This is a genomic window from Sphingomonas sp. R-74633 (genome assembly GCF_013416555.1).
Classification (GTDB): Bacteria; Pseudomonadota; Alphaproteobacteria; order Sphingomonadales; family Sphingomonadaceae; genus Sphingomonas.
On record NZ_JACCFG010000004.1, the window covers coordinates 85570 to 109257 of the forward strand.

The window sequence follows — 23688 nt, forward strand, 5'->3', positions numbered from 1 at the left end:
TCAAAGCCCGAGCTTGGTCACCTTCTGCCCGGCCTCGCTGGTGAAGACGAAGCCCGAGACCCCCGCCTTGCCCAGCGTGTTGACAAAGGCCTGGGCCTCGCCGCTGGTCTTGAACGGGCCGGCGAGCACGCGGTTGGTGGCACGCAGCGGCGTCGTCCACGCGCTCTTGCCCTTCATCGCGGCGGGTGCCTTGGTGACCACGCCCTTCCAGGCCTTGGCGAGCGAATCCTGGTTGGCGCCGCCCGCGACCTGCACCCAGATGCGTGCCGGATCGGTCTTGGCCGGATCGGGCTTTTTCGGGTCGATCTTCTTGCCCTTGGCATCGAGCTTGGCCTTGGGATCGGTCTTCGCCTTGGGATCGACCTTGGCGGTCTTCTTCGGATCCTCGGCCGGCGTCTTGGCCTTGGGGTCGGGCTTCTTGGGATCGGGCTTGGCCGCGACCGGCTCGGGCTTCGCTTTGACCACGGGTGCGGGCCTGGCATCGGCCACGCGCACCGGTTCGGGCGCCGGTGCGACGAAAGGCGTTTCCGGTGGCGGCGCGGTCACGGTGGCGAGCTCTTCCGCCGGGATCGTGATGTTGCCGACGATCGAGGCGAGCACCGAATCCTCCTGGCCGACCTTTACCGGGCCCGGCGGCGCGGGCTCGGGGCGCGGTGCCGGACGCACCACCACCGGCTCGGCACGCGCGAGCGTGACGGCGGGTGCGGGCGTCGGCGCGGGCGCGGGCGTCGGCGTGACATGCACTGGTGCAGGAGGCGGCGCGGCGGCGACACGCACCGGCGCGGGCGCTGGTGCGGGCTTGCGCTCGGCAACTTCCACCGGCTCCTCCTCGCGCTTCGGCGCCGGGATCGGCTGGACGATCGCCTGGGCCGGCTGGACGAAGCGCGGCGGCGGCGGGAGATCGGCGTCGGGCGCGGGCTGCGGCGCGGGCGCCACCGGCTGGCGCGCCGCGGCAATGGCGGCAAGCTTCGCGTCGCGCTCACGATCCTTTTTCGAGCGGCGGTCCTTCCCGGCGGGCACCGGCGCGGGCGCCGGCGGCGCGGCGGCAAGCTGCACCGGCTTGGGCGCCGGCATATAACGCGGCAGTTCGGGCGCCATCCGCGCGTCGGCGAGCCGCGCCTGGGTGGGCGAAAGCTCGCCGAAATGCACGGCAAAGGCACGGTCGGCCGGACCCAGATTCGCCAGGCGGCGGAAGAAGGGCGACAGCGCCTGCCCCATCGTGCCCGGCATCATGCTCGAAGCGATCTTCTCTGCGCCCGCGGTATCGCCGCTCATCGCCAGGATGAAGGCACGCGCGCGCCAGGCGGCACGGTCGCTGCGGCGGAGCAGCGGCTCGAGCGTGCGCATCGCCTCTTCGCGGTCGCCGGTTATGCCCTGCGACAGCGCGTAATGGCGCAGCGTATCGTCGTCGCGATCCTGCGACAGCGCGAGCTTATAGTCGCGCTGGGCGAGCGCCGGCTGGCCGAGCAGATCATAGGCGAAAGCGCGGTCCGCGGCATATTCGCGCGGATTGACGCCCTTGGCCTCGGCCTCCTGGAACAGGCGCAGCGCCTCGCCGGGGCGCTCCAGCCGTACCAGCGCCATGCCGCGCCCTGCGGCGATGCGCGGATTGCCCGGCTCGAGCGCTTCGGCACGCTGGAAAAAGGCGAGCGCGGCAGAGGTGTCGCCCAGCCGTGCGCTGGTCATCCCCGCGTCGAGCAGCGTGCGCACGTCGCGTGGATCGCTGGCGAGCATGCGAATGTCGTTGGCCAGCCGATCTGCATCGGGATTGGCCTGCGCAACGACTTCATTCTGTTGGGCAAGCGCAGGCGCGGCCTGCACGGCGATCAACACAAGGGCAGCGGTGCTGAGAAAGCGAATTCGGTTCATGTCCCCGCCAGCCTGCGCCTTGTTACGCTGAACCGCCAATGACGAAACCGGCCCGGCTCGCCGAAACGAGCCGGGCCGGCGACAAATGGCTTACTGGTTGTTCTGGCTGCGCAGGAAGCGCGGAATGTCGAGCGGATCCTTGTCCTCTTCCTCTTCCGCCTTGGCCGCGCCGCGCGAGGCCATCGCCATGCGCTCGAACAGCGTGCCGCCGCTCTTCTTCGCCGGCTTCTCGGCCGGAATCGAAGGTGCGGCTTCCTCGTCGTCGCCGCCGGTCAGCCAGCGACGGCGCGAGGCCGGCGCCGGAGCCGGCTCGTCGATCGGAGCACTGGGCGCTTCGGGAACCAGGCTGTCGGCACCGAGCACCAGCTCGTCCTCGTCGCCATCGGCACCGTCATCGACCCAGCTCGCCTGGGCCGGCTCGGCCTGGGGCTGCGGCTCGGGCTCATAGGCCTCGGGGATCGGCGGCGTCAGCGGCGCGAGGTCCTCGGAAGCTTCGGGCTCATAAGCCTCGGGCACCGGCGGCGCGAGCGGCGCTTCGGCGACGGGCTCGGGAGCAGGCTCTGCCACTGCGGCGGAAGCCGGCTCGCCGGCCGTGGTGCGGCGCGGAGTGGAGAAGGAGAAGACGCGCGGCTGCTCGGTAGCGCGCGGCGCGGCCATCGGCTGCGCATCGGCATCGATGCCCGTCGCGACGACCGAGACGCGGATCTTGCCCTCAAGCTCGGGATTGAATGCCGAACCCCAGATGATGTTCGCGTCGGGATCGACCAGCTCGCGGATATGGTTCGCGGCTTCGTCGACTTCGAGCAGGCGCATGTCTTCGCCGCCGGTGATCGAGACGATCACGCCCTTGGCGCCGTTCATCGAGACACCGTCCAGCAGCGGGTTGGCAATGGCCTTCTGCGCGGCGATGAGCGCGCGGTCGTCGCCCTCAGCCTCGCCGGTGCCCATCATCGCCTTGCCCATCTCCTGCATCACCGAACGGACGTCGGCGAAGTCGAGGTTGATGAGGCCCGGCATGACCATCAGATCGGTGATGCCGCGCACGCCCTGCTGCAGCACCTCGTCGGCCATCTCGAACGCTTCCTTGAAGGTCGTGTTCGCATTGGCGATCAGGAAGAGGTTCTGGTTCGGGATGACGATGAGCGTGTCGACATATTTCTGAAGCTCGTCGATGCCCGCTTCGGCCGAAGTCGCACGGCGCTTGCCTTCAAAGGCGAACGGCTTGGTGACGACGCCGACGGTCAGGATGCCCATGTCGCGGGCCGCCTTGGCGATGACCGGCGCTGCGCCGGTGCCCGTGCCGCCGCCCATGCCGGCGGCGATGAACACCATATGGGCGCCCTCGAGCGCCTTCTGGACGCTGTCGATGGTTTCCTCGGCTGCGGCGCGGCCGATCTCGGGCCGGCTGCCGGCACCCAGGCCCTGGGTGATCTTGGCGCCGAGCTGGATCCGGTGGCCGGCGCTCGACTGCTTGAGCGCCTGCGCGTCGGTATTGGCGACGATGAAGTCGACGCCCTGCACGTCTGCGCGGATCATGTTCGCGATCGCATTGCCGCCCGCGCCGCCCACACCGACTACGGTGATCTTCGGGGTCAGCTCGTCCACGTCGGGCGGAAGGAAATCGATACTCATCGCCTTGTTCTCCCTGCGCCTGGGTGGCTGTCACAGGCGCGTAATTTGGTCCCGTTCTGCACGAACGCCGGGGGCGACTCTAGAGGGAACGCGAAGTTACCAACGCATTTCTTCTAATAATTAGCCCGGAACGCCGCGATTAGCCGCTGGATCAGGGCTCCCGGGCTCGCCTTGGTCACCAACTGATGATTCGGCTCGAGTGCGCGCAGGTCGATCGGATCGGATGCGGCGAAGCGCGCCAGGCCGGCCAAAGTCGCGAAAGCCGGGCCGGCATGCGCCTCGGGAAGCGCCACCAGCCCCTTGGGCCGGCCGACGCGCACCGCGCTGCCGAGGAACTGCTGGGCATAGTCCGCGACGCCCTTCAGCTCGGCGCCGCCGCCGGTGAGGACGATCTGACGGCCGGCCGGATCCTCGAAGGAGAGCTTCTTCAGCTCCTTCTGGATCTCGCCCATCAGCCGCTCAAGCCGCTTGCGGATGATCGCGTTGAGCTGCGCCTTGGTAATGCGCGGGCCTTCGCTGCCGTCATCGGGGATCGCCGGGACGACATCGATCATCTCGTGATTGTCACGCGGGCTCAGGTTCGCCGAGCCATGGAAGCACTTGGTGCGCTCCGCCCAGGCGCGCGCAGTGCCGAAGGCCGAGGCGATGTCGTCGGTGATGTCGGCCGAGCCCATCGGGATCGAAGCGAGGCCCGAGAGCACGCCCTGCGCGAACACGCTGACATTGGTGACGCCCGCGCCGATCTCGACCAGCGCGACGCCGAGCTCGCGCTCCTCGTCGGTCAGGCAGGCCAGGCCCGTCGCCACCGGCGCGGCGATGATCGAGCGGACTTCGAGATGCGCCGAGCGGACGCAGTGATCGAGGTTGCGCACCGGCGCGCCGTCGGTCGCGACGACATGGATGTCGACGCCGAGGCGTTCGGCATGGAGGCCGAGCGGACGGCGCACGCCGGCGAGGCCGTCAACGGTATAGCGGGTCGGCTGGGCGTGGAGGACCATCTTGCCCTGCGGATCGATCGCGTCGCGGCCGGCCTTGAGCAGTTCGTCGATGTCGTTCTGCTCGATGCGGTGGCCACCCAGATCGGATTCAAGGCGCACGATGTCGGAGATCAGGCCGCCGGCGGAGAAACTCACCCAGACGTCTTCGATATTCTGTCCGGCGATGCGCTCCGCCTGCTCGACCGCTTCGCGGATCGCCAGTTCGGTCGCGTGCATGTCGGCGACATAGCCGCGCTTGACGCCGCGGCTCTCGCGCTGGCCAGTGCCGAGCACCACCAGCGAACCGTCGTCCGCCTTCTGCGCGATCAGCGCCGAGACCTTGGACGATCCCACGTCCAATGCCGTGATCAGACCTTCCGGTGCAGCCTTCGCCATGTGCCCCTCATACCCCAAAAACGCTTAACCGACGATTCACCTTATGAATCAGTCTTTTGCTCCGAGCGCAACTCCGGTTTTCATCATAAGCCGGTTGCGGCGGGCGCGCCGATCGCCGCGGGGCGCCGGATCACGAGATTATCGGGGTCGCGCATATCGAACCCCAGATTGCCGCGGCCGAGCAGCCGATAGGCCCCGTCCTTCTCGGCAAAGGTCTTGAGCGCGTCCTTCGCCTCCTTGTCACCCTCGGGCAACTGGAGCTTCTCGCCGGTGTCGAAGATGATGTCCCAGCGGCGATTGCCCACCCAGGTCGCCGCGCGGACCAGCGGCTTGAGTGCGGGCGCGGAGTCCATCAGGTCGCGGCGCATCGGCTCCATCGAATTGGCGCCGTCGCCCACCAGCAGCGGCAGATCGGGCATCGCCTCGCGCGAGACCGGCTCCAGCGGCACGCCGCTCGGATCGATCAGCATCAGCTGGCCATGGTTCTGCCAGATCGCCCCGGGCTCGCGCTCGACGATGTCGATCAGCAGCTTGTCGGGCAGCCGGCGCGAGACGCGCGCATCCTTGATCCACGGATAGGCAAGCAGCTTGGTGCGGACCTCGGCAAGGTCGACCAGCGGCATCGCGCGGGCATTCTGATCGAGCACTTGCTGGTACACGGTCATGCGGTCCATTCGCTTGAGCCCGTTGATCTGGATCGTATCGACGCGCAGCCCGGCCTCGCCCACTGCCTGGGCGGCGCCGACGCCGATCAGCTGCGGCACGCCGAACCAGGTGGCGACGGTCACCAGCCCGATACCAAACATGCCGACGATGCCCCAGGTCGCGATGCGGGTAAGCGTCGCCTGGCTGAACGGTAGCGCGGCGAGCGCCTGGTCCATCAGCCCGGGCTGCTTCTTGCGCGCGACCTGCTTGCGCTTCTGCGCCGGCTTCGCCCCGCGACGGGTGGCCGTCCGCTTGGCGGGAGGGCGGCTCATCCGTTCATCGCCTCATCGACGATGCGCTGGCACAGTTCGGGATAGGAGATGCCGAGATGGCGCGCCTGCTCGGGCACAAGGCTGAGCGGCGTCATGCCCGGCTGGGTGTTCACTTCGAGCAGGAACAGCCCCTCGGCGCCCTGGCTGTCGTCCCAGCGGAAGTCCGAGCGCGACGTGCCCTTGCAGCCGAGCAGCTTGTGCGCCTCGAGCGCGATGCGCTTGCAGGCATCGGCGATGTCGTCGGGAATCTCGGCCGGACAGACGTGCTCGGTCAGCCCGTCGGTGTACTTGGCATCATAGTCATAGAAGCCGCTCTTGGGCTTCAATTCGGTCACGCCCAGCGCCTCGCCGCCGAGCACCGCAGTGGTCAGTTCGCGGCCGCGGATGAAGGGCTCGGCGAGCAGCTCGTCGAATTCCTGCCATGGCCCCTTGGCCTCGGGCGAGATCGGGTCGCCATAATTGCCTTCGCGGGTGACGATCGCGACGCCGACCGACGAACCTTCGTTCACCGGCTTGAGGACATAGGGGCGCGGCAGCGGATCGGCCTGATGCAGTTCCTCGGTACGGACCATGCGACCGCCGGGCATCGGGATGCCGTGCGGCACCAGCGCCTGCTTGGTCAGCTGCTTGTCGATCGCGATCACCGAGGTGACGAGGCCGGAGTGGGTGTATTTCACCTCCATCAGGTCAAGCATGCCCTGCACCGTGCCGTCTTCGCCGGGGGTGCCGTGCAGCGCGTTGAACACCACGTCGGGCTGGATCGCGGCGATCCGGGTCGCGACGCTGCGGTCCATGTCGATGCGCGTCACCTTATGGCCCAGGCTCTCCAGCGCGTCCGCGATGCCCGCACCGGACATCAGCGAGACCTCGCGTTCGGCCGACCAGCCACCCATCAGAACGGCGATATGGAGGGTGGTCACGAAATCATGCTCCGTTCGTAAAGTGCCGGCTGAAAATCGCGAACTTCGTCGCTACAACCTTCATCCCAGGGAAAGAGGCCTTCCATCGCGCCGGGCCAGACGAGTTGGAGGGCGCGATCGAGCATGCGGCCAGTGCGGCGCTTCTCGTACCAGATAGCCGAGTTGAAATGCTCGCGGATGATACGGTCCGAAGTCACTTCGCGGGCAACCACGCGGTGCCCGTCGAGCAGATCTTCGATCTCGATGCCATCGGCAAGCATCAAGCCGTCCCGACACATGTCGAGTAGCATGTTGATCATCGATGCGCACAGTTTGCCGTCGAGGCCGAACACGATCACCTCGGGCTGGCCCACCGTCGCGATGAAGCCGGTCGAATAGCTGAAGGGTGGTTCCCATTCCTCGTCGATCGCAGAGGCAACGGAGGTAATGTGACAGCCATAATCGCGCACATTCGCAATGATCTTACGCTCATAGTCCGTGAGACGGCGGAACTTGTCGAAGATCACCCCGCCCTCCCCACGCGCTGGATTTCCCATTCCAGCTCGATGCCGGACTGCGCCTTCACCTTGGCGCGGACTTCCTCGCCCAGCGCTTCGATGTCGGCCGAGCTAGCATTGCCAAGATTGAGCAGGAAATTGCAGTGTTTTTCGCTGACCTGCGCATCGCCGCGACGAAGCCCGCGGCAGCCGGCATCATCGACCAGCTTCCAGGCGCTATGCCCTTCCGGATTCTTGAAGGTCGAGCCGCCGGTGCGAGACCTAAGTGGCTGGGAAGCCTCGCGTTCCGCTGCGATACGGTCCATCTCGGCGCCGATCACCGCCTTGTCGCCGGGGGTGCCTTCGAACAGCGCCTCGACCACCACGGCGCCCGCGGGCAGCTCGGAATGGCGATAGGTGTAGCCCAGTTTCGCCGCCGGCCAGGTCTCGATCGTCCCGTTTCGAGTCACGAGCGTCAGTTCGACCAGAATATCGCTGGTGTCGCGGCCATAGGCGCCCGCATTCATCCGCACCGCGCCGCCGACGGTGCCCGGAATGCCGCGCAGGAATTCGAGGCCGGCTATGCCCGCATCGCGTGCAGCACTCGCCACGGTGATCCCCATCGCCGCGCCACCGGCACGCACGCGATTGCCCGGCTCGATCACCACCTTGGCCATCGCCTTGGGCAAGCGTACCACCACGCCCGGCACGCCGCCGTCGCGCACAATCAGGTTCGAGCCCACCCCCACCGGCAGCACCGGAACATCGGGATCAAGCCCGGCCATGAAAGCGGCAAGCGACTGCACATCGTCGGGACGCACCAGCCATTCGGCCGGCCCGCCGGTGCGGAACCAGATGAAGTCGGCAAGGCTGCCGTGATGCTCGACCGTGCCGCGCAAAGGAGGAAGCGCGGTGCAGACTGGGCTCACGCCGCCGTCCCCGCGCGCGCCTCTTCGATAGCCCCCGCCAGGTTCGCCGCCCATTTGGTGATGTCGCCCGCGCCGAGGCAGATCACCATGTCCCTGGGTTGGATCACGCCCGCGAGCGTCCGCGCCAGCGCATCCTCGCTCTCGATAGAAGCCACCGCACGGTGCCCGCGCCGCTGGACATTCTCGACCAGCGCATCGGAATTCACCCCGTCGATCGGCAGCTCGCCCGCGGCATAAACCGGCGTGACATAGACCATGTCGGCATCATTGAAGGCCTGGGCGAACTCGTCCATCAGATTGCCGAGGCGCGTGAAGCGATGCGGCTGGACGACGGCGATCACCTTGCCCTCGGCGCTCTCGCGCGCGGCGGCGAGCACTGCGCGGATCTCGACCGGGTGGTGGCCGTAATCGTCGATGATCGTGACACCGTCCACTTCGCCGACCTTGGTGAAGCGCCGCTTGACGCCCCCGAATTTGGCGAAGCCCTGCTGGATCGTCGCATCGGGGATGCCCAGCTCCAGCGCCACGCCGATCGCGGCCAGCGCGTTCTGGACATTGTGGCGGCCCGGCATCGGCAGCTCGATGCCCTCAATCGAGCGGGTGGTGCCGTCGCGGTTGCGGATGATCGTCTCGAAGCGGTTGCCGCCATGATGCGGGGTCACATTGACGCCGCGCACATCGGCGCTGGCCGCAAAGCCATAGGTGACGATCCGGCGGTCACGGACGCGCGGGATGATCGCCTGGACTTCGGGGTGATCGAGGCACAGCAGCGCCGCGCCGTAGAAGGGCACATTCTCGACGAACTCGACATAGGCGTCCTTCGCCCGGTCGAACGAGCCGTAATGGTCGAGATGCTCGGGATCGATATTGGTGACGATGGCATAGGTGCCGTCGAGCCGCAGGAAGCTGCCGTCGCTCTCATCGGCCTCGACCACCATCCACTCGCTGTCGCCGAGGCGCGCATTCGAGCCATATTGGTTGATGATGCCGCCGTTGATCACGGTCGGATCAACGCCGCCCGCGTCGAGCAACGCCGCGACCATCGAGGTGGTCGTCGTCTTGCCGTGCGTGCCGGCCACCGCGATGGTCGACTTGAGGCGCATCAGCTCAGCGAGCATCTCGGCGCGGCGCACCACGGGGATGCGGCGCTGGTACGCAGCCTCGACCTCGGGATTGGTACGCGTGATCGCGGTGGATACCACTACCACCGCCGCCTCGCCCAGATTCTCGGCGTCGTGGCCGATCGTCACTGCGATGCCCCGGCTGCGGAGGCCCTGCACGACATAGCCCTCGGCCACGTCGGAGCCCTGCACCGTATAGCCGAGATTGTGCATCACCTCGGCAATGCCCGACATGCCGATGCCGCCGATACCGACGAAATGGATGGTACCGATGTCCTTTGCGACACCCTTCATGCGAACGCTGGCCTTCCTTGCATTGCGGCGCGACGGATGCCGATCGGGGCCTCCGGCGCATGGATTGATTCGACGAGATCGGCGAGGTCGCGCGTGGCGTCGGGACGGCCCACGCTGCGCGCCCGCGCCGCGGCATTTTCAAGTCCCTGGGTGTCGAGCCCGAGCTTCTGGATCTGCTTGGCGAGTTCGGCGGCGGTGAACGCCTTTTGCGAGATCGTCCGCGCGCCGCCGGCGGCGGTCATCTCGCGGGCATTGGCGGTCTGGTGATCGTCGGTCGCGCTCGGCAGCGGCACGAGGATCGCGGGGCGGCCTGCTGCGGTCAGCTCGGCGATGGTCGAGGCGCCGGCGCGCGCGATGACGATATGCGACCAGGCGAGCACATCGGCCATGTCGGTGATGTAGGTCGACACGTCCGCCGGGATACCGTGGTTCTGATACTTGGCGCGCACCGTCTCGATATCTTCGAGGCGCGCCTGATGCGTCACCTGTAGGCGCCGGCGGAAATGGACGGGGAGCAGCGCCAGGCCGTCGGGCACCACCTGGCTCAGCACGGTCGCGCCCTGGCTGCCGCCGGTGACGAGCACGCGGAAGATACCCTCCTCCTCGAGCAGCGGATAGGGCCGGCTGCGCAGCGCGAGCACGGCCTCGCGCACCGGATTGCCGACGAGATGCGTCTTGGCCTGCCAGCCCGGCTTGAGCCGGTCGACCTGGTCATAGGAGGTCGCGATCGCATCGACCTTGCCCGCGACGAAGCGATTTACCCGGCCCAGTACCGCGTTCTGCTCATGGATCACCGTCGGCACGCCGGCGCGGAACGCCGCGAGCAGCGCCGGCAGCGCCGGATAACCGCCAAAGCCGATCACTGCCGAGGGCCGTAATTCCTTGTAGAGCCTGAGCGCCATCGAACGCCCCGCCATGATCTTGCCCGCCGCGCGGATATAGCCGAGCGGGCCGCCGCCGAGGCGCCCGGCGGGCAGCACATGCGTCTCGACGCCGTCGAACAGGCCCGGGAAGCGCACGCCGCGATCGTCACTTACCAGCGCGACATGATGGCCCCGCTCGGCCAGCTCCGCCGCCAGCGCGGCAGCAGGCACCATGTGCCCGCCGGTACCGCCGGCTGCGAGGACATAGCTTCGGGACTGAGTCATGCGTTGGTGCTCCAGCGGCCGGTATAGGGCGAGCGCTTCAGATACGGGTTTCGCCGCGTGAAGGCGAGCAGCAACCCATAGCCGATCGCCAGCGCGATCATCGACGATCCGCCATAGGAAATGAAGGGGAGTGTCATGCCCTTCGACGGGGCAATGCCGGTGTTGACCGCCATGTTGATCAGCGACTGCACGCCGAACTGCGCCGCCAGCCCCGCCGCGGCGAGCAGACGAAAGGCATCATCCTCGTCGAGCAGCTTCATCAGCACGCGGATCACGATGGCCAGATAGAGCGTGACGATCACCGCGCAGGCGATCAGCCCGAACTCCTCGCCAATCACCGAGAAGATATAGTCGGTATGCCCCTCGGGCAGCTTGAACTTCATGATGCCGTTGCCGGGACCCCGGCCGAGCAGTCCGCCCGAAGTCAGCGTGTCATGCGCCATCTCGACCTGGTAGCGCTCGGCAAGCGCGGCATCCTTGGTGGGAAACAGGAAATTGTCGATGCGGGTGCGCGCGGTGCCGTAGAAGATATAGGCCGCGACCACGCCGGCAACGGCAGTGCCGCCGAGCCCGGCGATCGCGGCGGGCGAGATGCCCGAGATCATCAGCAGGATCAGCCACACGCTGCCGAACACGATCGTCTGGCCGAAGTCTGGCTGGAGCATCAGCAGCACGCCGACCAGCGCGGTGAGCCCGCCGGTGATGAACAGCACTGGCAGCTGCGGATCCTTGGCGCGGAAGCTGAGCATCCATGCGGTGGAGACGATGAAGAGCGGCTTCAAAAACTCGGAAGGCTGGAAGGCCGCGAATTCGGGCCCGATCCAGCGTTTGGCGCCATTCACTTCATGGCCGATGATCGGGACGAGCGCGAGGCAGACGAGGAACACCCCTGCCCCGATCAGCGCAAGGCGCCGCGCGAGGGTTACCGGCAGCATCGACACGGTGATCAGCACCGGCACGCTGACGCAGACCCACACCAGCTGGCGCCAGAAATAATGCATCGCCGGCATGATATGCGTGGCGTCCGAATAGCGGCGCGCAGTGGCGGGCGACGCGGCCGCGACCGCGACCAGACCGATCGCGATCAGCAGCATCGCCAGCGTGAGCAGCACGCGATCGACTTCCCAGAACCACATGCCCGCGCGGGTCTTGCTCGCGCGGCCCAATTGAGGCTGGCCGCGGCGGCGGGCCTCGGGCACCGCTTCCTGCGGCACGGTCTCGCTCATCCCAATGCCTCCACGGCATCGCGGAAGGCCTGGCCGCGTGCTTCATAATCCTTGAATTGGTCGAATGATGCGCAGGCCGGCGACAGCAGCACCGTCTCGCCCGGCTTGGCCTGGGCGGCGGCGCTCTGCACCGCGGCCTCGAGCGTGCCCGAGCGCTCGACCGGCATCTCGCCTTCGAGCAGGCCTGCGAACATCTCGCCCGCCTCGCCAATCGTATAGGCCTTCACGACATGGCCGAAGCCGGGGCGGCAGGCGTCGAGATCGTTGGTCTTGGCCTTGCCGCCGAGGATCCAGTGGATCTTCGGATAGGCAGAGAGCGCCGGTGCGGTGGAGTCCGCGTTAGTCGCCTTGCTGTCGTTGACGAACAGCACGCCATTCTTCGTCGCCACCCGCTCCATGCGGTGCGGCAGGCCCGGAAAGCTTTCCAGCCCCTTGTCGATCGCTTGCTGGGAAACCCCGAGCGCCTCGCAGGCAGCGATCGCGGCGAGCGCATTCTGCGCGTTGTGCGGCCCCTGCAGCGCCGGCCAGCGCGACTGGTCCATGCAGACGCCGGGCGCGATCTTGGTTAGGTCCTCGCTGCGGCCCGCCACCGCGACCTGGCGCGCGATTGCGGCCGAGGATGCGTCGCCAATGCCGATCACGGCCGCGTGGCCGGGGGTCTGCATCGCGAACAGCCGCGCCTTCGATGCCGCATAGGCCTCGAACCCGGCATAGCGGTCGAGATGGTCGGGCGTGATGTTGAGCAGCACCGCGACGTCACAGTCGAGGCTGTGGGTCAGGTCGATCTGGTAGCTCGACAACTCGAGCACATAGACGCCGCCTGCGGGCAGCGGGTCCTGCCCCAGGATCGGCAGCCCGATATTGCCGCCGAGCCGCGCGGGGATGCCGGCGGTGTCGAGGATATGGTGGATCAGCGCGGTGGTGGTCGACTTGCCGTTGGTGCCGGTGATGCCGACCACCTTGTGCGCGGGCATCTCCGCGCGCGCCTCGGCGAACAGCTCGATGTCGCCGATCACGGGCACGCCGGCAGCTTCTGCCTTGGCGGCGATCGGGTGCGTATTCAGCGGCACGCCCGGCGAAACAGCGACACCCGCGAACCCGGTCAGGTCGATCTCGACCGGATCGGCCAGCTCGGCGCCCTGCACCTTGGCGCGTGCTGCCTCATTCGAGTCCCATGCGACAACCTCGGCGCCCGAAGCCACCAGTGCGTCGACCGTCGCCAGACCCGAGCGCGCAAGCCCGAGCACCGCATAGCGTTTGCCGCGCCAGATGCTGCTCGTGATCACCGAAGCTTGAGCGTCGCCAGGCCGGCCAGTGCCAGCACGAAGGCAATAATCCAGAAGCGGATCACGACGGTCGGCTCCGACCAGCCGAGCTGCTCGAAATGGTGGTGGATCGGCGCCATCTTGAAGACACGCTTGCCGGTGCGCTTGAAGAAGAACACCTGGATGATGACGCTCAGCGCCTCCATCACGAACAGGCCGCCGATGATGCCGAGCACCAGCTCGTGGTGCGTCGTGACGGCGATCGTGCCGAGCGCGCCGCCAAGCGCCAGGCTGCCGGTATCGCCCATGAATACCGCCGCCGGGGGCGCGTTGAACCACAGGAAGGCGAGGCCCGCGCCGACCATCGCGCCGCAGAAGATCGCGAGATCGCCCGCGCCCGGTACGTGCGGAATGCCCAGATAGGTGGCGAACACCTTGTTGCCGGCCAGGTAGGCGATCAGCATGAACGCCATGCTGGCGATCACCACCGGCATCGTCGCCAGGCCGTCGAGCCCGTCGGTGAGGTTCACTGCGTTGCCGAACGCCACGATCACGAAGGCGGCGAAGGCGATGTAGAACCAGCCGATATTCGGGTGGAAGTTGCTGAAGAATGGTACGTACAGCTCAGTGCCGTTCTGCGAGCAGATGATCGCCGCGGCGATGCCGGCGATGGCGAACTCGCCGATCAGCCGCACCTTGCCCGATACGCCCGCGGTCTTCTGCTTCCGCACCTTGTCGTAATCGTCGAGGAAGCCGATCATGCCGAAGCCGAAGGTGACGAACATGCAGGCCCAGACATAGGGGTTGCGCAGGTCCATCCACAGCAGCAGCGAGAACATCAGGCTGGTCAGGATCATCAGCCCACCCATCGTCGGCGTACCGCGCTTGGCGAGGTGGCTCTGCGGGCCGTCGTCGCGGATCGGCTGACCTTTGCCCTGGCGGACACGCAGCCAGCCGATGAACTTCGGGCCGATCACCAGCCCGATCAGCAGCGCCGTCGCCACCGACCCGCCGGTGCGGAACGAGAGGTAGCGGAAGAGATTGAGGAGCCCGGGAAAGCCCAGAGTTTCCGCGATCCAGTACAACATCAGGCAGGTGCCCTTTCCGCCAACGCCGCGACCACCGACCCAAGCCGCACGCCGTTCGACCCTTTTATGAGAACCGCGTCCCCCGCCTGGAGCATGTCTTCGAGCCTGCCCAGCGCGGTCGCCGCGTCGGGCACATGGACGAAATCGACCGCGCCCTCAAGCGCCTCTGCGAGCGGCTGCATCGCTTCGCCGACGAGAATGGCATAATCCACCCCGGCGGCCTCGATCGGGCCCGACAATTCGGCGTGGAAGGCATCCGAATGCGCGCCCAGCTCGCGCATCTCGCCAAGCACCGCCAGCTTGCGGCCCTTCTCCTGCGCCAGCACCTCGAGCGTCGCGCGCATCGAGGCGGGGTTGGCGTTGTAGCTCTCATCGATCACCAGCGCCTCGCCGCTTCCGGCCGGCACGAGCAACCGCGCGCCGCGCCCGGCCAGTCCGCCCAGCTCGGCAAGCGCGAGTCCCGCCAGTTCCAGGTCGCCGCCCACAGCATCGACCGCGGCGAGGATCGCCATCGCATTGGAAACCCAATGCGCGCCCGGCTGCGACAGCGTGAAGCTCAACTCGCGCTGCCCGAAGCGCGCCGTGACAAAGGTGCCACCGGTACGCGTGCGCATCTGCTCGACCGCGCGATAATCGGCACCCTCGCTCAGGCCAAAGGTCACGATCTTCGCCGCATAGGGCCTGGCCGCTTCGATCAACCGATCCCGGTGGCGGCTGTCATGCGGAATGACTGCAGTGCCGCCCGGCTCCAGCCCCTGGAAAATCTCGCTTTTGGCGTCGGCGATCGCCTCCTCATCGGCGAAGAAGCCCATATGCGCCGGCGCAATCGTGGTAACGATCGCGACATGCGGGCGCACGAGCCTGGTCAGCGCCGCCAGCTCGCCGCTATGGTTCATCCCCATCTCGAACACGCCGTAACGGGCGCCCCGCGGCATCCGCGCCAGGCTGAGCGGCACGCCGGTATGGTTGTTGTAGCTCTTGACCGAGCGATGCGCCTCGCCCGGCGCATTGCGCTCAAGCGCGGCGAAAAGCGCCTCCTTGGTGCCGGTCTTGCCGACCGAGCCGGTGACGCCGATCACCTTGCCCTGCATCCGCGCCCGCGAAGCCCTGCCGAGCGCATCGAGCGCCGCGGTCGTGTCGGCGACCAGCACATGCGGGTGCGCGGTCGCCTCGGAGACCACCGCCCCCGCCGCGCCCTGCGCAAAGGTCTGGTCGAGGAAGCGATGCCCGTCGGTGGTCTCGCCCTTCAGCGCGAGGAACAGGTCCCCTGCCCCCACTTCGCGCGAGTCAAAGGCGACGCCCGAGGCTTCGAAGTCCGCCGAAGCCGTGCCGCCGGTCGCCTCGGCGATCTCGTTCGCCGTCCACAACCTCACGCCGCGCACTCCCGCGCCACCGTCACATCATCGAAGGGCAGCACCATGTCGCCGACGATCTGGCCCTGCTCATGTCCCTTGCCGGCGATCAGCACGATGTCCTCGCTCTCGGCCATGTCGATCGCCGCCTTGATCGCCTCGCGGCGCCCGCCGATCTCGATCGCCCCCGGCGCCCCTTCGAGCACCTGCGCGCGGATCGCTGCCGCATCTTCCGAGCGCGGATTGTCGTCGGTGACGATCACCACATCCGCGCCCGCCGTCGCCGCCTGCCCCATCGGCGCACGCTTGCCGGTGTCGCGGTCGCCGCCGGCGCCGAAGACGATGATCAGCCTGCCCTTGGTGTGCGGCTTCAATGCCGAGATCGCTGCCTCGAGCGCGTCGGGCGTATGCGCGTAATCGACATAGACCGGCGCGCCGACCTTGGTGATCACCGCGCGCTCGAGCCGCCCGCGCACCGGCTGCAACCGGCTCAGGTCGCTCAACGTCTGCGAAACATCGCCGCCCGTCGCGATCACCAGTCCCGCCGCGACCAGCGCGTTGGCGGCCTGGTACGCGCCGATCAGCGGCAAATTCACCTTGAAAATCGTGCCCTCGGCCTCGATCACCAGCCCCTGCCCCAGCAATGTCGGCTCGCGATCAACCAGCCGCAGCGTCGAGCCATGCTCGCCCACGGTTACAAGCTTGTTGCCCCGCTGCCGCGCCAGATCCTCGATCCGCAGCGCATTGGGATCGTCGGCCCACACCACCGCCGTGCCGCCATGCAGGTCGAGCACGTCGGCGAACAGCCGCATCTTGGCGTGGAAATAGGTTTCCATGTCGCCGTGATAATCGAGGTGGTCACGGCTCAGATTGGTGAACGCCGCCGCGCGCACCGGCAGCCCCTCGGTGCGATATTGCGACAGCCCGTGCGAGCTCGCCTCGAACGCGACATGGCTCACGCCCTCGCGCGCCAGCCCGGCGACGTTGGAGAGGAAGGTGACGATGTCGGGCGTGGTCAGCCCGGTGCTCACCGTGTCGTTGCCGGTGGTGACCCCCAGCGTGCCGATCGAGGCGGCATGGAAGCCGCGCATCCGCCACAGCTGGCGCGTCATCTCGACAGTGGAGGTCTTGCCGTTGGTCCCCGTCACCGCCACCGCGGTCTGCGGGAAGGGCGCGAAGAACTTCGCTGCCAGCCGGGCGAACTTCTCGCGCGGATTATCATCGGCGATGTGAAGCGCGCCCTCGACCTTCGCTTCGGGCCGCGCGACGATCGCGACGGCGCCCGATTTCACGGCGTCGGCAATGAAGTCCTCGCCGTTGAACCGCGCGCCTTCGAATGCGCCGAAAATCGTGCCGGGAGCCACCTTGCGGTGGTCGATGGCAAATCCGGTGACGACGGCGCTCTCCCCGCCACCCGTCAGCGCGCCGAGTTTCATTCGGGATCCTTCTTGTCGGCGTCAGGGCCCGCCCAGATCAGCGGCAGCAGCTCGCGCTCGTCAATATCGCGATTGGCGTCGGGCACCACGCCGAGCAGCGAGCCGGTGCGGCTCACCACGCGCGCCACCACCGGCGCCACCGTCCAGGCGGCAGTCGTGCGGTAGACGCCGATCGACGGGTTGGATTTGGGCGAATCGAGCATTGCGATCATGACATAGCGCGGCGCGTCGATGGGGAAAGCCGCCGCAAACGTCGAAACGTTGCGACTCTTGTCGTAACCACCCCCGGCAGCAGCCTCCGCGGTGCCGGTCTTGCCCGCCACGCGGTAGCCGATCGCCTCGCCCTTGCGGCCGGTGCCCTTGAGCACGATCAGGCGCAGCAGCTGGCGCATCCGGGCGCTGGTCTCGGGCTTGAGCACGCGCCGGCCCTCGGGCGGGTGCGCGGGATCGACCTTGCGCAGCGTTGCGGCATGCAGGATTCCGCCATTCACCAGCGCGGCATAGGCGGTGGCCAGATGCAGCGGCGTCACTGCGATGCCGTGGCCGTAGGCGGTGGTCATCACCGTCAGCCGGCCCCAGCTCGCGGGCCAGAGCGGCCGGGCCGCGCCCAGTTCGATCTCGGGCTTCTTGTCGAAGCCCAGCCGGCGGAACATCTCCTGCATCTTCTCCGCGCCCAGCTCATCGGCGATGCGCGCGGTGGCGATGTTCGAGGAATAGATCAGCGTTTCGGGGATATTGAGCCAGCGGAACTGCTCGTCGCCCGGATCGTCATGGATCTTGAAGCGGCCGACCTGCAGCGGCACCGTCGCATCGAAGCGGCGCGACATCGAGGTGATCGTGCCGGTATCGATCGCCGCCGCCACTGCGATCGGCTTGAAGGTCGACCCCAGCTCATAGACGCTCTGCGTCACGTTGTTGCGCGGCGGCGGGCCGCCAATCGCATTGGGATTGAAGCTCGGCAGCGAAGTCATCGCGATCACTTCGCCGGTCTGCACGTCGAGGATCACGCCCGCGGCGCCGCGCGCCTGCAATTGCGTCATCGCCGTGCCCAGCTCATTCTCCAGCGCCGCCTGCACGCGCAGGTCGAGCGAGAGCGCCACCGGCTCGCCGCGCCGGTTCGGGTCCATCAGCTGCCCGTCGAGCACCTGCTCCATGCCGTAGCGGCCATGGCCGGTGCTATCGATATAGCCGAGCACATGCGCGGCGAGCGTCGACTGCGGATAGAGCCGGTCATTCTCGCGCTGGAACTCGATCGCCGGCTGGCCCAGTGCATTCACCTGGCTCACCAGCTCGGGCATCGCATTGCGCTTGAGGAAGGCGAAGCCGCTGCCGGACTTCAGGATCGCGTAATAGCGCTCGGCGCTTTGATCGGGGATCAGCTCGGCCAGCTTCTTTGCCAATTCGGCCTTGTCGCCGATCACCTGGTTGGGATGGATCGCGATCGTCCAGGCGTCGATCGAGCGGGCCAGCGGGGCGCCGCGGCGATCGGTGATGTCGCCGCGCGGCGGCACCAGGGTCGTCGCGATGTCGCGCGCCGTCGCCGGCTCGGCCCAGATCGCCAGGAAGGCCAGCTTGCCGACGACGAGCAACATGCCGAACCCGAACAGGATCGACAGGATCATCAGGCGGATCTGGGCGGTGGCGACAAGCGCCTGACGGGCGTCGCCCGTACGGCCCTTGCGGGCCGGCGGGGCGACGACGACGATCAACGGAGTGCCAGCTTCTCGCGCTGGGCAAGCTTCTTCAGGTCATCGATGGTCGAGGTGCTGAGCACGCCCTTGTCCACCATTGCCACCCGCTTGTCAGCCTTCTGCATGAGGTCGTGAAGTTCCCTGTCCTGCTGCGCAACGCTCTTGCCCGAGACCGTCTGCACCGCGGGAGCCGCCTGCACCGGCTGGGCCGATGCCGTCGCCACCGCTGCGACGGGCTGAGCCGACGGCGCGCCGGTTGGAACGATCAGCGAAGCGTTCTGGATCTGCGCGGGCTGGTCGAGGCTGGCCAGCGCAGTCTCGCCGCTCAGATACTGGCCGGGAGCCGGCGCGGCAAGCGCCAGCACGTCGCCGTTCCAGCGCTCGATCTGCGCCAGGTTCGCGCGGGTCTGGAACTCGGTCTCCAGGCTGCGAATGTCCTTCTGCGCCTGATAGATCGCGCCCTTCATCCCGTTCAGCCTGGCCTGTTCGGCCGCGCCGTGCGAGTTCACCATATAGCATGCCGGCGCCACGATAACGCCGCAGAGGAACCACCCAAGTCCCTTGAAGCTCTGAACCGACATCTCACGCAACTCCTTCACTGGACCACGGCGCCGCTGCAGTCCGCCGCGCGACGCGCAGCGTGGCCGAGCGGGCACGCGGATTACGGGCAACCTCTTCGTCGCCCGGCTTCACGGCCTTGGCGGGAGGTTCGAAACTGGGTTCGGCACGCGGGCCGGTTGCCGGGCGATGGCGCGAGCCGGCGGGCTCGCTGCCGCTGCGCTCGCGCAGGAAACGCTTCACGACGCGGTCTTCCAGGCTGTGGAAGGTCACCACTGCCAGCCGGCCGCCGGGCTTGAGCACGCGCTCGGCCGCGGCCAGTCCTTCCGCCAGCTCGTCGAGCTCGCGGTTGATGAAGATGCGCACCGCCTGGAAGGTCCGCGTCGCCGGGTCCTTCTTGTCGTGCGGCTTGTGGCCCAGCGCCTTGCGGACGATATTGGCCAGGTCGGTCGTGGTCTCGAGCGGACGCGCACGCACGATCGCACCGGCAACGCGGCGCGAGCGCGGCTCCTCGCCGAACTGATAGAGCACATCGGCGATGTCCTCTTCGTCGGCGCTGTTCAGCCATTCGGCGGCGGTCATCCCCTCGCCGGCCATGCGCATGTCGAGCGGCCCTTCCTGCTGGAAGGAGAAGCCGCGCTCGGCCTGGTCGAGCTGCATCGACGAAACACCGATATCCATCGTCACGCCGTCGACCGGCACGAGGCCGCGCGCTTCGAGCTCGCCCTCGAGCTGGCTGAACGGCGCTTCGATCAGGATCAACCGGCCACCGGCGGACGCGACGAGAGTTTGGCCGCCTTCGATCGCACGGGGGTCGCGATCGAAGGCGGCCACCTCGGCACCCCGCTCGAGGATGGCGTTGGTGTAGCCGCCTGCGCCGAAGGTGCAGTCGACATGACGCTCGCCGGGCACAGGGGCGAGGCCGTCGACCACTTCGGTCATCAGCACGGGGATGTGGGGCTCGGTGGGGGAGCTCACAGCGTGACTCCCTTCGCCTTGCACAGATATTCGCAGATCTCGCGCAGCGTGGGGTCTGCCTGCGGATCGCGCATCAGCCGCTCGGGCGACCAGATGTCGAAGGTCTCGCCACTGCCATAGAACAGCGCCCACTTCTCGATGCCGGCCTTCATGCGGAAGAAGGGCGGGATCACGAAGCGGCCGCTATCGTCATAGGGGGCCTTTTCGACCTGGCCGAAGGCACGGCGCTTGGCGCGATAGTCCACCTCGGTGCCGCGGTCGGCGTCGAGCTGCTCGCGGCGGTCGATGCGGTCGTATTTTTCCTTGGACCAGCTCAGGTCGTGCGCGGAGAGGCACGGGTCGAAGGGGTGAAGACCCACAACGATCTGGCGAATGTCGGAATTGCGCTCGGCGGCAGCGCGCAGGTCAGCGGGGATGGCGACGCGGCCCTTCTGGTCCACCGCCTGGAGCGCAAATCCCTCGAAGAGCTCCCTGTCTGCCACGCCAAAACCCCAATGGGCACAGCTTTCCCGTCTCCGGAATCAGCCCCCACGGCCGCTCCGGCGCTTAAAATGACGATGGAAAGGGTGTGCCCCCTCTTAAGCATCTCGTTTTACCAACAAGTGCTCGGGGATACAACGGGAGAATTGGGGATAGAGCGGGAATTTGCCCCACTCAGCCTCGTTTTTGAACGATATTCTTGCTTGAATCGGCTTTTGTTCGCGTTTGTTCTCCAGCTCGGCTACGGGAAACCCGCAATCGCTACGGACAATTCCTGAAAGTGGGGACAAATCCCCAGGATCACGGGAAAACGGCCAAGTGGCGCTATTTCCCCGCTTTTCCTGGAAGTGACGTAGCAGAGCCGGCGCGTGCAGCCCAGCCGCACACCTGCGAAAAACCGCAGAAATCCGGCGAGTCGCCGCGAAAATCGGCGCGCGTTAACCAGTTTCGTTAGGATCTCAAGCCTTTTCAGGCCGGGATTTCGAGTAATTGTGGATGAATTCGCGCACCCTTCCCCGCCGACGGCTGGGCTATTGCGTGCGCTGCTGGGCCTGTTGCTGCTGCTGCCGCGCGATCTCCGCGGCGTCGACCTTCTCGGTCGAGGTGGTGCTCGGCGCCGCGCCCAGTTCGGCAAGCGGCTCGTCCTTGGTCTTCTCGCCCAGCGTGTTGCCCACGCCGGTGATGTTGGCGACGACGCTCGTATTGGCCCCGCCGATCGCCGAGACCGCGACGTCGTTCGAACGCCAGGCGACGACCGCGCTTGCCAGCACGATCAGCACCGTCACGACGGCAAGCCCGGTCAGACCAACGTAGATCCGTTGCATCGTCTGGGCGGTATCAGGCGATCCCACACTCATATCTGTTGCATAAATGTAACGCCGAACCGCCCCGCTGTCGAGACGTGTCGTTCACCCGCGTGCGAGCCATTCCGGAACCGGCAAACCCTTGGCGGTTAACCATTCCGCATTGTACAGCGTTGAAAGATAACGGAATCCCGTGTCGCACAGGATCGTCGCGATCCGCTTGCCCGGGCCCAGCTCCTTCGCCAGCCGAACCGCGCCCGCGACGTTGATGCCCGAGGACAGGCCGAGGCACAGCCCCTCCTCCTTGAGCAGCCGCTCGACCCACGCCATGCCTTCCTCGTCGGAGATGCGGAACTGGGTGTCGATCGGCGCGCCCTCAAGATTGGCGGTGATCCGCCCCTGGCCGATGCCCTCGGCCACCGAACTGCCCTCGGACTTGAGTTCGCCGCAGGCGTAATAGCTGTAGAGCGCCGCGCCATACGGATCGCTCAGCGCGATGCAGACCTTCTCGTCCTTGGCCTTGAGCCCCAGCCCGACGCCGGCGATCGTGCCGCCAGTGCCCGCCGAGCAGGTGAAGCCGTCGATCCGCCCGTCCATCTGCGCCCAGATCTCCTCGGCGGTGCCGTGGATATGCGCCTTCCTGTTCGCGGTATTGTCGAACTGGTTGGCCCAGATCGCATTCGCCGTCTCCTCGGCGATCCGCCGCGAGGTGTGGACGAAATGGCCGGGGTTCGAATAGGGCGCCGCCGGCACCAGCACCAGCTCGGCGCCGAGCGCGCGCAGCGTATCCATCTTCTCGCGGCTCTGCGTCTCGGGCATGACGATGATCGTCTTGTAGCCCTTGGCATTGGCGACCAGCGCCAGCCCGATGCCGGTGTTGCCCGCCGTGCCCTCGACGATCGTCCCGCCCGGCTGGATCGCCCCGCGCTCCTCGGCATCGTTGACGATGTAGAGCGCCGCGCGGTCCTTCACCGAAGCACCGGGATTGGCGAACTCGCACTTGCCGTAAATCTCGCAGCCCGTGGCCTCGCTCGGCCCCTTCAAGCGCACCAAGGGCGTGTTGCCGATCAGTGCCAGCGTATCGGATGTTGCATGCATGGCCGCTAGATGGAGCGCTTTGCCGCCCGCCGCAAGCAAGCGCTGACAGGGACGCGCCAAGCCGGGCTTTCCGCCTTTACGAAACGCTTATGCCCGCGCCCGAAATCCCTCTCGAAGCTTAACGCCCCCGCCCCCTATCTCGCAGTCCTCAACGCCGTGAAGGACCCGATATGCTCGCCACTCATTTCTCGCTCGGCACCCTGCTCCGCCGCGCCGCCGAACCCGGCGGATCGCGGAATGGCCCCTGCGACGCCCGCATCGCGAGGGCGCTTGCCGAGTTCCGCAACCACGGCCACCGCGCCGTGCGCCTGCTCGACCTCGACTGCGCCGATGGCGGCCGCCTGCTCCGCGCCGCTGCCAGGGCCCGCGAACTCGGCTTCGTCGCGATCGAGGGCCGCGGCGTATCGCTATGGACCGCCGGCATCCGCCACGCCCGCTGGCAGGCCGAGCTTGCCGCCCATCCCTCCACCAGCCTGACCTTCGAGATCGCCGAGCCGATCGCCGCGCTTGCCGCCGAGCATGACGGCGCCGCCGACCTGATCCTGCTGTCCGAGCCGATGCCCTACCCCGCCAGCCCGCTCGGCGCGGCGCTGGCCCGGCTGGGCGGCCGGGTACTTGCCGATAGCTAGGCCGGCACGCCGGCGCGCTGGAGGTGCGGATCGAGCTTGCCGGCGAACCACAGGAAGAACATCCGATAGTCCGACATCAGCGACCACAGCGGATAGGTGAAGGTCGCCGGCCGGTTATGCTCCACGCCGAAATGCGCCGCCCAGGCAAAGCCGTATCCCGCAACCGGGATCGCCAGCCACCACCACCATCCGGCCCCGCCCAGCGCGAGCAGCAGGAACCAGAGCGTGAGCACCGTCCCGACATAATGCATGCCGCGCGTCCACGGCTTCGCATGCTCGCGCAGGTAGAAGGGCCAGAAGTCGCGGTAGCTGGTGATGGTGCCTGCCATGACGCCACGCTAATCC

Annotated in this window: 22 protein-coding genes; 1 reads left to right on the forward strand and 21 read right to left on the reverse strand. The window is 67.4% G+C overall.

All coding sequences use genetic code 11. The features are described from left to right. The 20 genes from HZY97_RS14000 to HZY97_RS14095 all read right to left on the reverse strand — a co-directional run bounded on the left by HZY97_RS14000 (window position 1) and on the right by HZY97_RS14095 (window position 22714). The gene (locus tag HZY97_RS14000; RefSeq protein WP_180144852.1) at window positions 1-1869 is read right to left on the reverse strand and encodes an SPOR domain-containing protein; all 1869 of its coding nucleotides are present in this window, start codon (window positions 1867-1869) and stop codon (window positions 1-3) included. 90 nt (window positions 1870-1959) lie between these two features. After that, the gene (gene ftsZ, locus HZY97_RS14005) at window positions 1960-3501 is read right to left on the reverse strand and encodes a cell division protein FtsZ (RefSeq protein WP_180144855.1); all 1542 of its coding nucleotides are present in this window, start codon (window positions 3499-3501) and stop codon (window positions 1960-1962) included. 113 nt (window positions 3502-3614) lie between these two features. After that, entirely contained in the window at window positions 3615-4874 is a 1260-nt protein-coding gene (ftsA, locus tag HZY97_RS14010) for a cell division protein FtsA (protein ID WP_180144858.1), read from the reverse strand. Window positions 4875-4957: 83 nt separating this feature from the next. Further along, window positions 4958-5851, reverse strand: coding sequence for a cell division protein FtsQ/DivIB (locus tag HZY97_RS14015; RefSeq protein ID WP_180144861.1), 894 nt, complete (start codon window positions 5849-5851; stop codon window positions 4958-4960). Next, a complete protein-coding gene (locus HZY97_RS14020) occupies window positions 5848-6771 on the reverse strand; it encodes a D-alanine--D-alanine ligase (RefSeq protein ID WP_373684370.1) in 924 nt (307 codons plus the stop codon). The genes HZY97_RS14015 and HZY97_RS14020 overlap by 4 nt, the downstream gene beginning before the upstream one ends. After that, window positions 6768-7277 carry a DUF4262 domain-containing protein gene (locus HZY97_RS14025; protein ID WP_373684371.1) on the reverse strand — a complete coding sequence of 170 codons (510 nt, stop codon included), beginning with the start codon at window positions 7275-7277 and terminating at the stop codon, window positions 6768-6770. The genes HZY97_RS14020 and HZY97_RS14025 overlap by 4 nt, the downstream gene beginning before the upstream one ends. Continuing rightward, window positions 7274-8176 carry a UDP-N-acetylmuramate dehydrogenase gene (gene murB / locus HZY97_RS14030; RefSeq protein ID WP_373684372.1) on the reverse strand — a complete coding sequence of 301 codons (903 nt, stop codon included), beginning with the start codon at window positions 8174-8176 and terminating at the stop codon, window positions 7274-7276. Before murB ends, HZY97_RS14025 begins: the two co-directional genes overlap by 4 nt. Beyond that, window positions 8173-9591 (reverse strand): UDP-N-acetylmuramate--L-alanine ligase, encoded by a 1419-nt coding sequence (gene murC / locus HZY97_RS14035; RefSeq protein WP_180144869.1) that lies wholly within the window; start codon window positions 9589-9591, stop codon window positions 8173-8175. The genes murB and murC overlap by 4 nt, the downstream gene beginning before the upstream one ends. Continuing rightward, window positions 9588-10739: an undecaprenyldiphospho-muramoylpentapeptide beta-N-acetylglucosaminyltransferase gene (murG, locus tag HZY97_RS14040; protein ID WP_180144872.1), complete on the reverse strand. Its 1152-nt coding sequence runs from the start codon at window positions 10737-10739 to the stop codon at window positions 9588-9590. Before murG ends, murC begins: the two co-directional genes overlap by 4 nt. Continuing rightward, window positions 10736-11965, reverse strand: coding sequence for an FtsW/RodA/SpoVE family cell cycle protein (locus HZY97_RS14045; protein WP_180144876.1), 1230 nt, complete (start codon window positions 11963-11965; stop codon window positions 10736-10738). The genes murG and HZY97_RS14045 overlap by 4 nt, the downstream gene beginning before the upstream one ends. Beyond that, complete coding sequence (gene murD, locus HZY97_RS14050; RefSeq protein ID WP_180144879.1) at window positions 11962-13251, reverse strand: UDP-N-acetylmuramoyl-L-alanine--D-glutamate ligase; 1290 nt, start codon at window positions 13249-13251, stop codon at window positions 11962-11964. Before murD ends, HZY97_RS14045 begins: the two co-directional genes overlap by 4 nt. After that, window positions 13248-14318: a phospho-N-acetylmuramoyl-pentapeptide-transferase gene (gene mraY / locus HZY97_RS14055; RefSeq protein WP_180144882.1), complete on the reverse strand. Its 1071-nt coding sequence runs from the start codon at window positions 14316-14318 to the stop codon at window positions 13248-13250. The genes murD and mraY overlap by 4 nt, the downstream gene beginning before the upstream one ends. Continuing rightward, window positions 14318-15691, reverse strand: coding sequence for a UDP-N-acetylmuramoyl-tripeptide--D-alanyl-D-alanine ligase (gene murF, locus HZY97_RS14060; RefSeq protein WP_180144885.1), 1374 nt, complete (start codon window positions 15689-15691; stop codon window positions 14318-14320). Before murF ends, mraY begins: the two co-directional genes overlap by 1 nt. Further along, entirely contained in the window at window positions 15688-17106 is a 1419-nt protein-coding gene (locus HZY97_RS14065) for a UDP-N-acetylmuramoyl-L-alanyl-D-glutamate--2,6-diaminopimelate ligase (protein WP_180144887.1), read from the reverse strand. Before HZY97_RS14065 ends, murF begins: the two co-directional genes overlap by 4 nt. After that, window positions 17103-18815, reverse strand: a complete 1713-nt coding sequence (locus HZY97_RS14070) for a penicillin-binding protein 2 (RefSeq protein WP_180144890.1) — start codon at window positions 18813-18815, stop codon at window positions 17103-17105. Before HZY97_RS14070 ends, HZY97_RS14065 begins: the two co-directional genes overlap by 4 nt. Next, window positions 18812-19378, reverse strand: a complete 567-nt coding sequence (locus tag HZY97_RS14075; protein ID WP_180144892.1) for a hypothetical protein — start codon at window positions 19376-19378, stop codon at window positions 18812-18814. Before HZY97_RS14075 ends, HZY97_RS14070 begins: the two co-directional genes overlap by 4 nt. 1 nt (window position 19379) lies before the next feature. Then, window positions 19380-20333, reverse strand: coding sequence for a 16S rRNA (cytosine(1402)-N(4))-methyltransferase RsmH (gene rsmH, locus HZY97_RS14080; protein WP_180144895.1), 954 nt, complete (start codon window positions 20331-20333; stop codon window positions 19380-19382). Next, a complete protein-coding gene (locus HZY97_RS14085; protein ID WP_180144898.1) occupies window positions 20330-20815 on the reverse strand; it encodes a division/cell wall cluster transcriptional repressor MraZ in 486 nt (161 codons plus the stop codon). Before HZY97_RS14085 ends, rsmH begins: the two co-directional genes overlap by 4 nt. A gap of 528 nt (window positions 20816-21343) precedes the next feature. Continuing rightward, entirely contained in the window at window positions 21344-21637 is a 294-nt protein-coding gene (locus HZY97_RS14090; RefSeq protein WP_180144901.1) for a hypothetical protein, read from the reverse strand. A gap of 84 nt (window positions 21638-21721) precedes the next feature. Beyond that, on the reverse strand, window positions 21722-22714 hold the full coding sequence (locus tag HZY97_RS14095; protein WP_180144904.1) for a cysteine synthase A: 993 nt from the start codon (window positions 22712-22714) through the stop codon (window positions 21722-21724). Window positions 22715-22884: 170 nt separating this feature from the next. Between HZY97_RS14095 and HZY97_RS14100 the strand changes: the two genes are divergently transcribed. After that, window positions 22885-23343, forward strand: a complete 459-nt coding sequence (locus HZY97_RS14100; protein WP_180144907.1) for an SAM-dependent methyltransferase — start codon at window positions 22885-22887, stop codon at window positions 23341-23343. On the opposite strand, the gene HZY97_RS14105 is transcribed toward HZY97_RS14100, so the two are convergent. After that, window positions 23340-23672 carry a DUF962 domain-containing protein gene (locus tag HZY97_RS14105; protein ID WP_180144910.1) on the reverse strand — a complete coding sequence of 111 codons (333 nt, stop codon included), beginning with the start codon at window positions 23670-23672 and terminating at the stop codon, window positions 23340-23342. The genes HZY97_RS14100 and HZY97_RS14105 overlap by 4 nt on opposite strands. Window positions 23673-23688 lie beyond the last annotated feature (16 nt).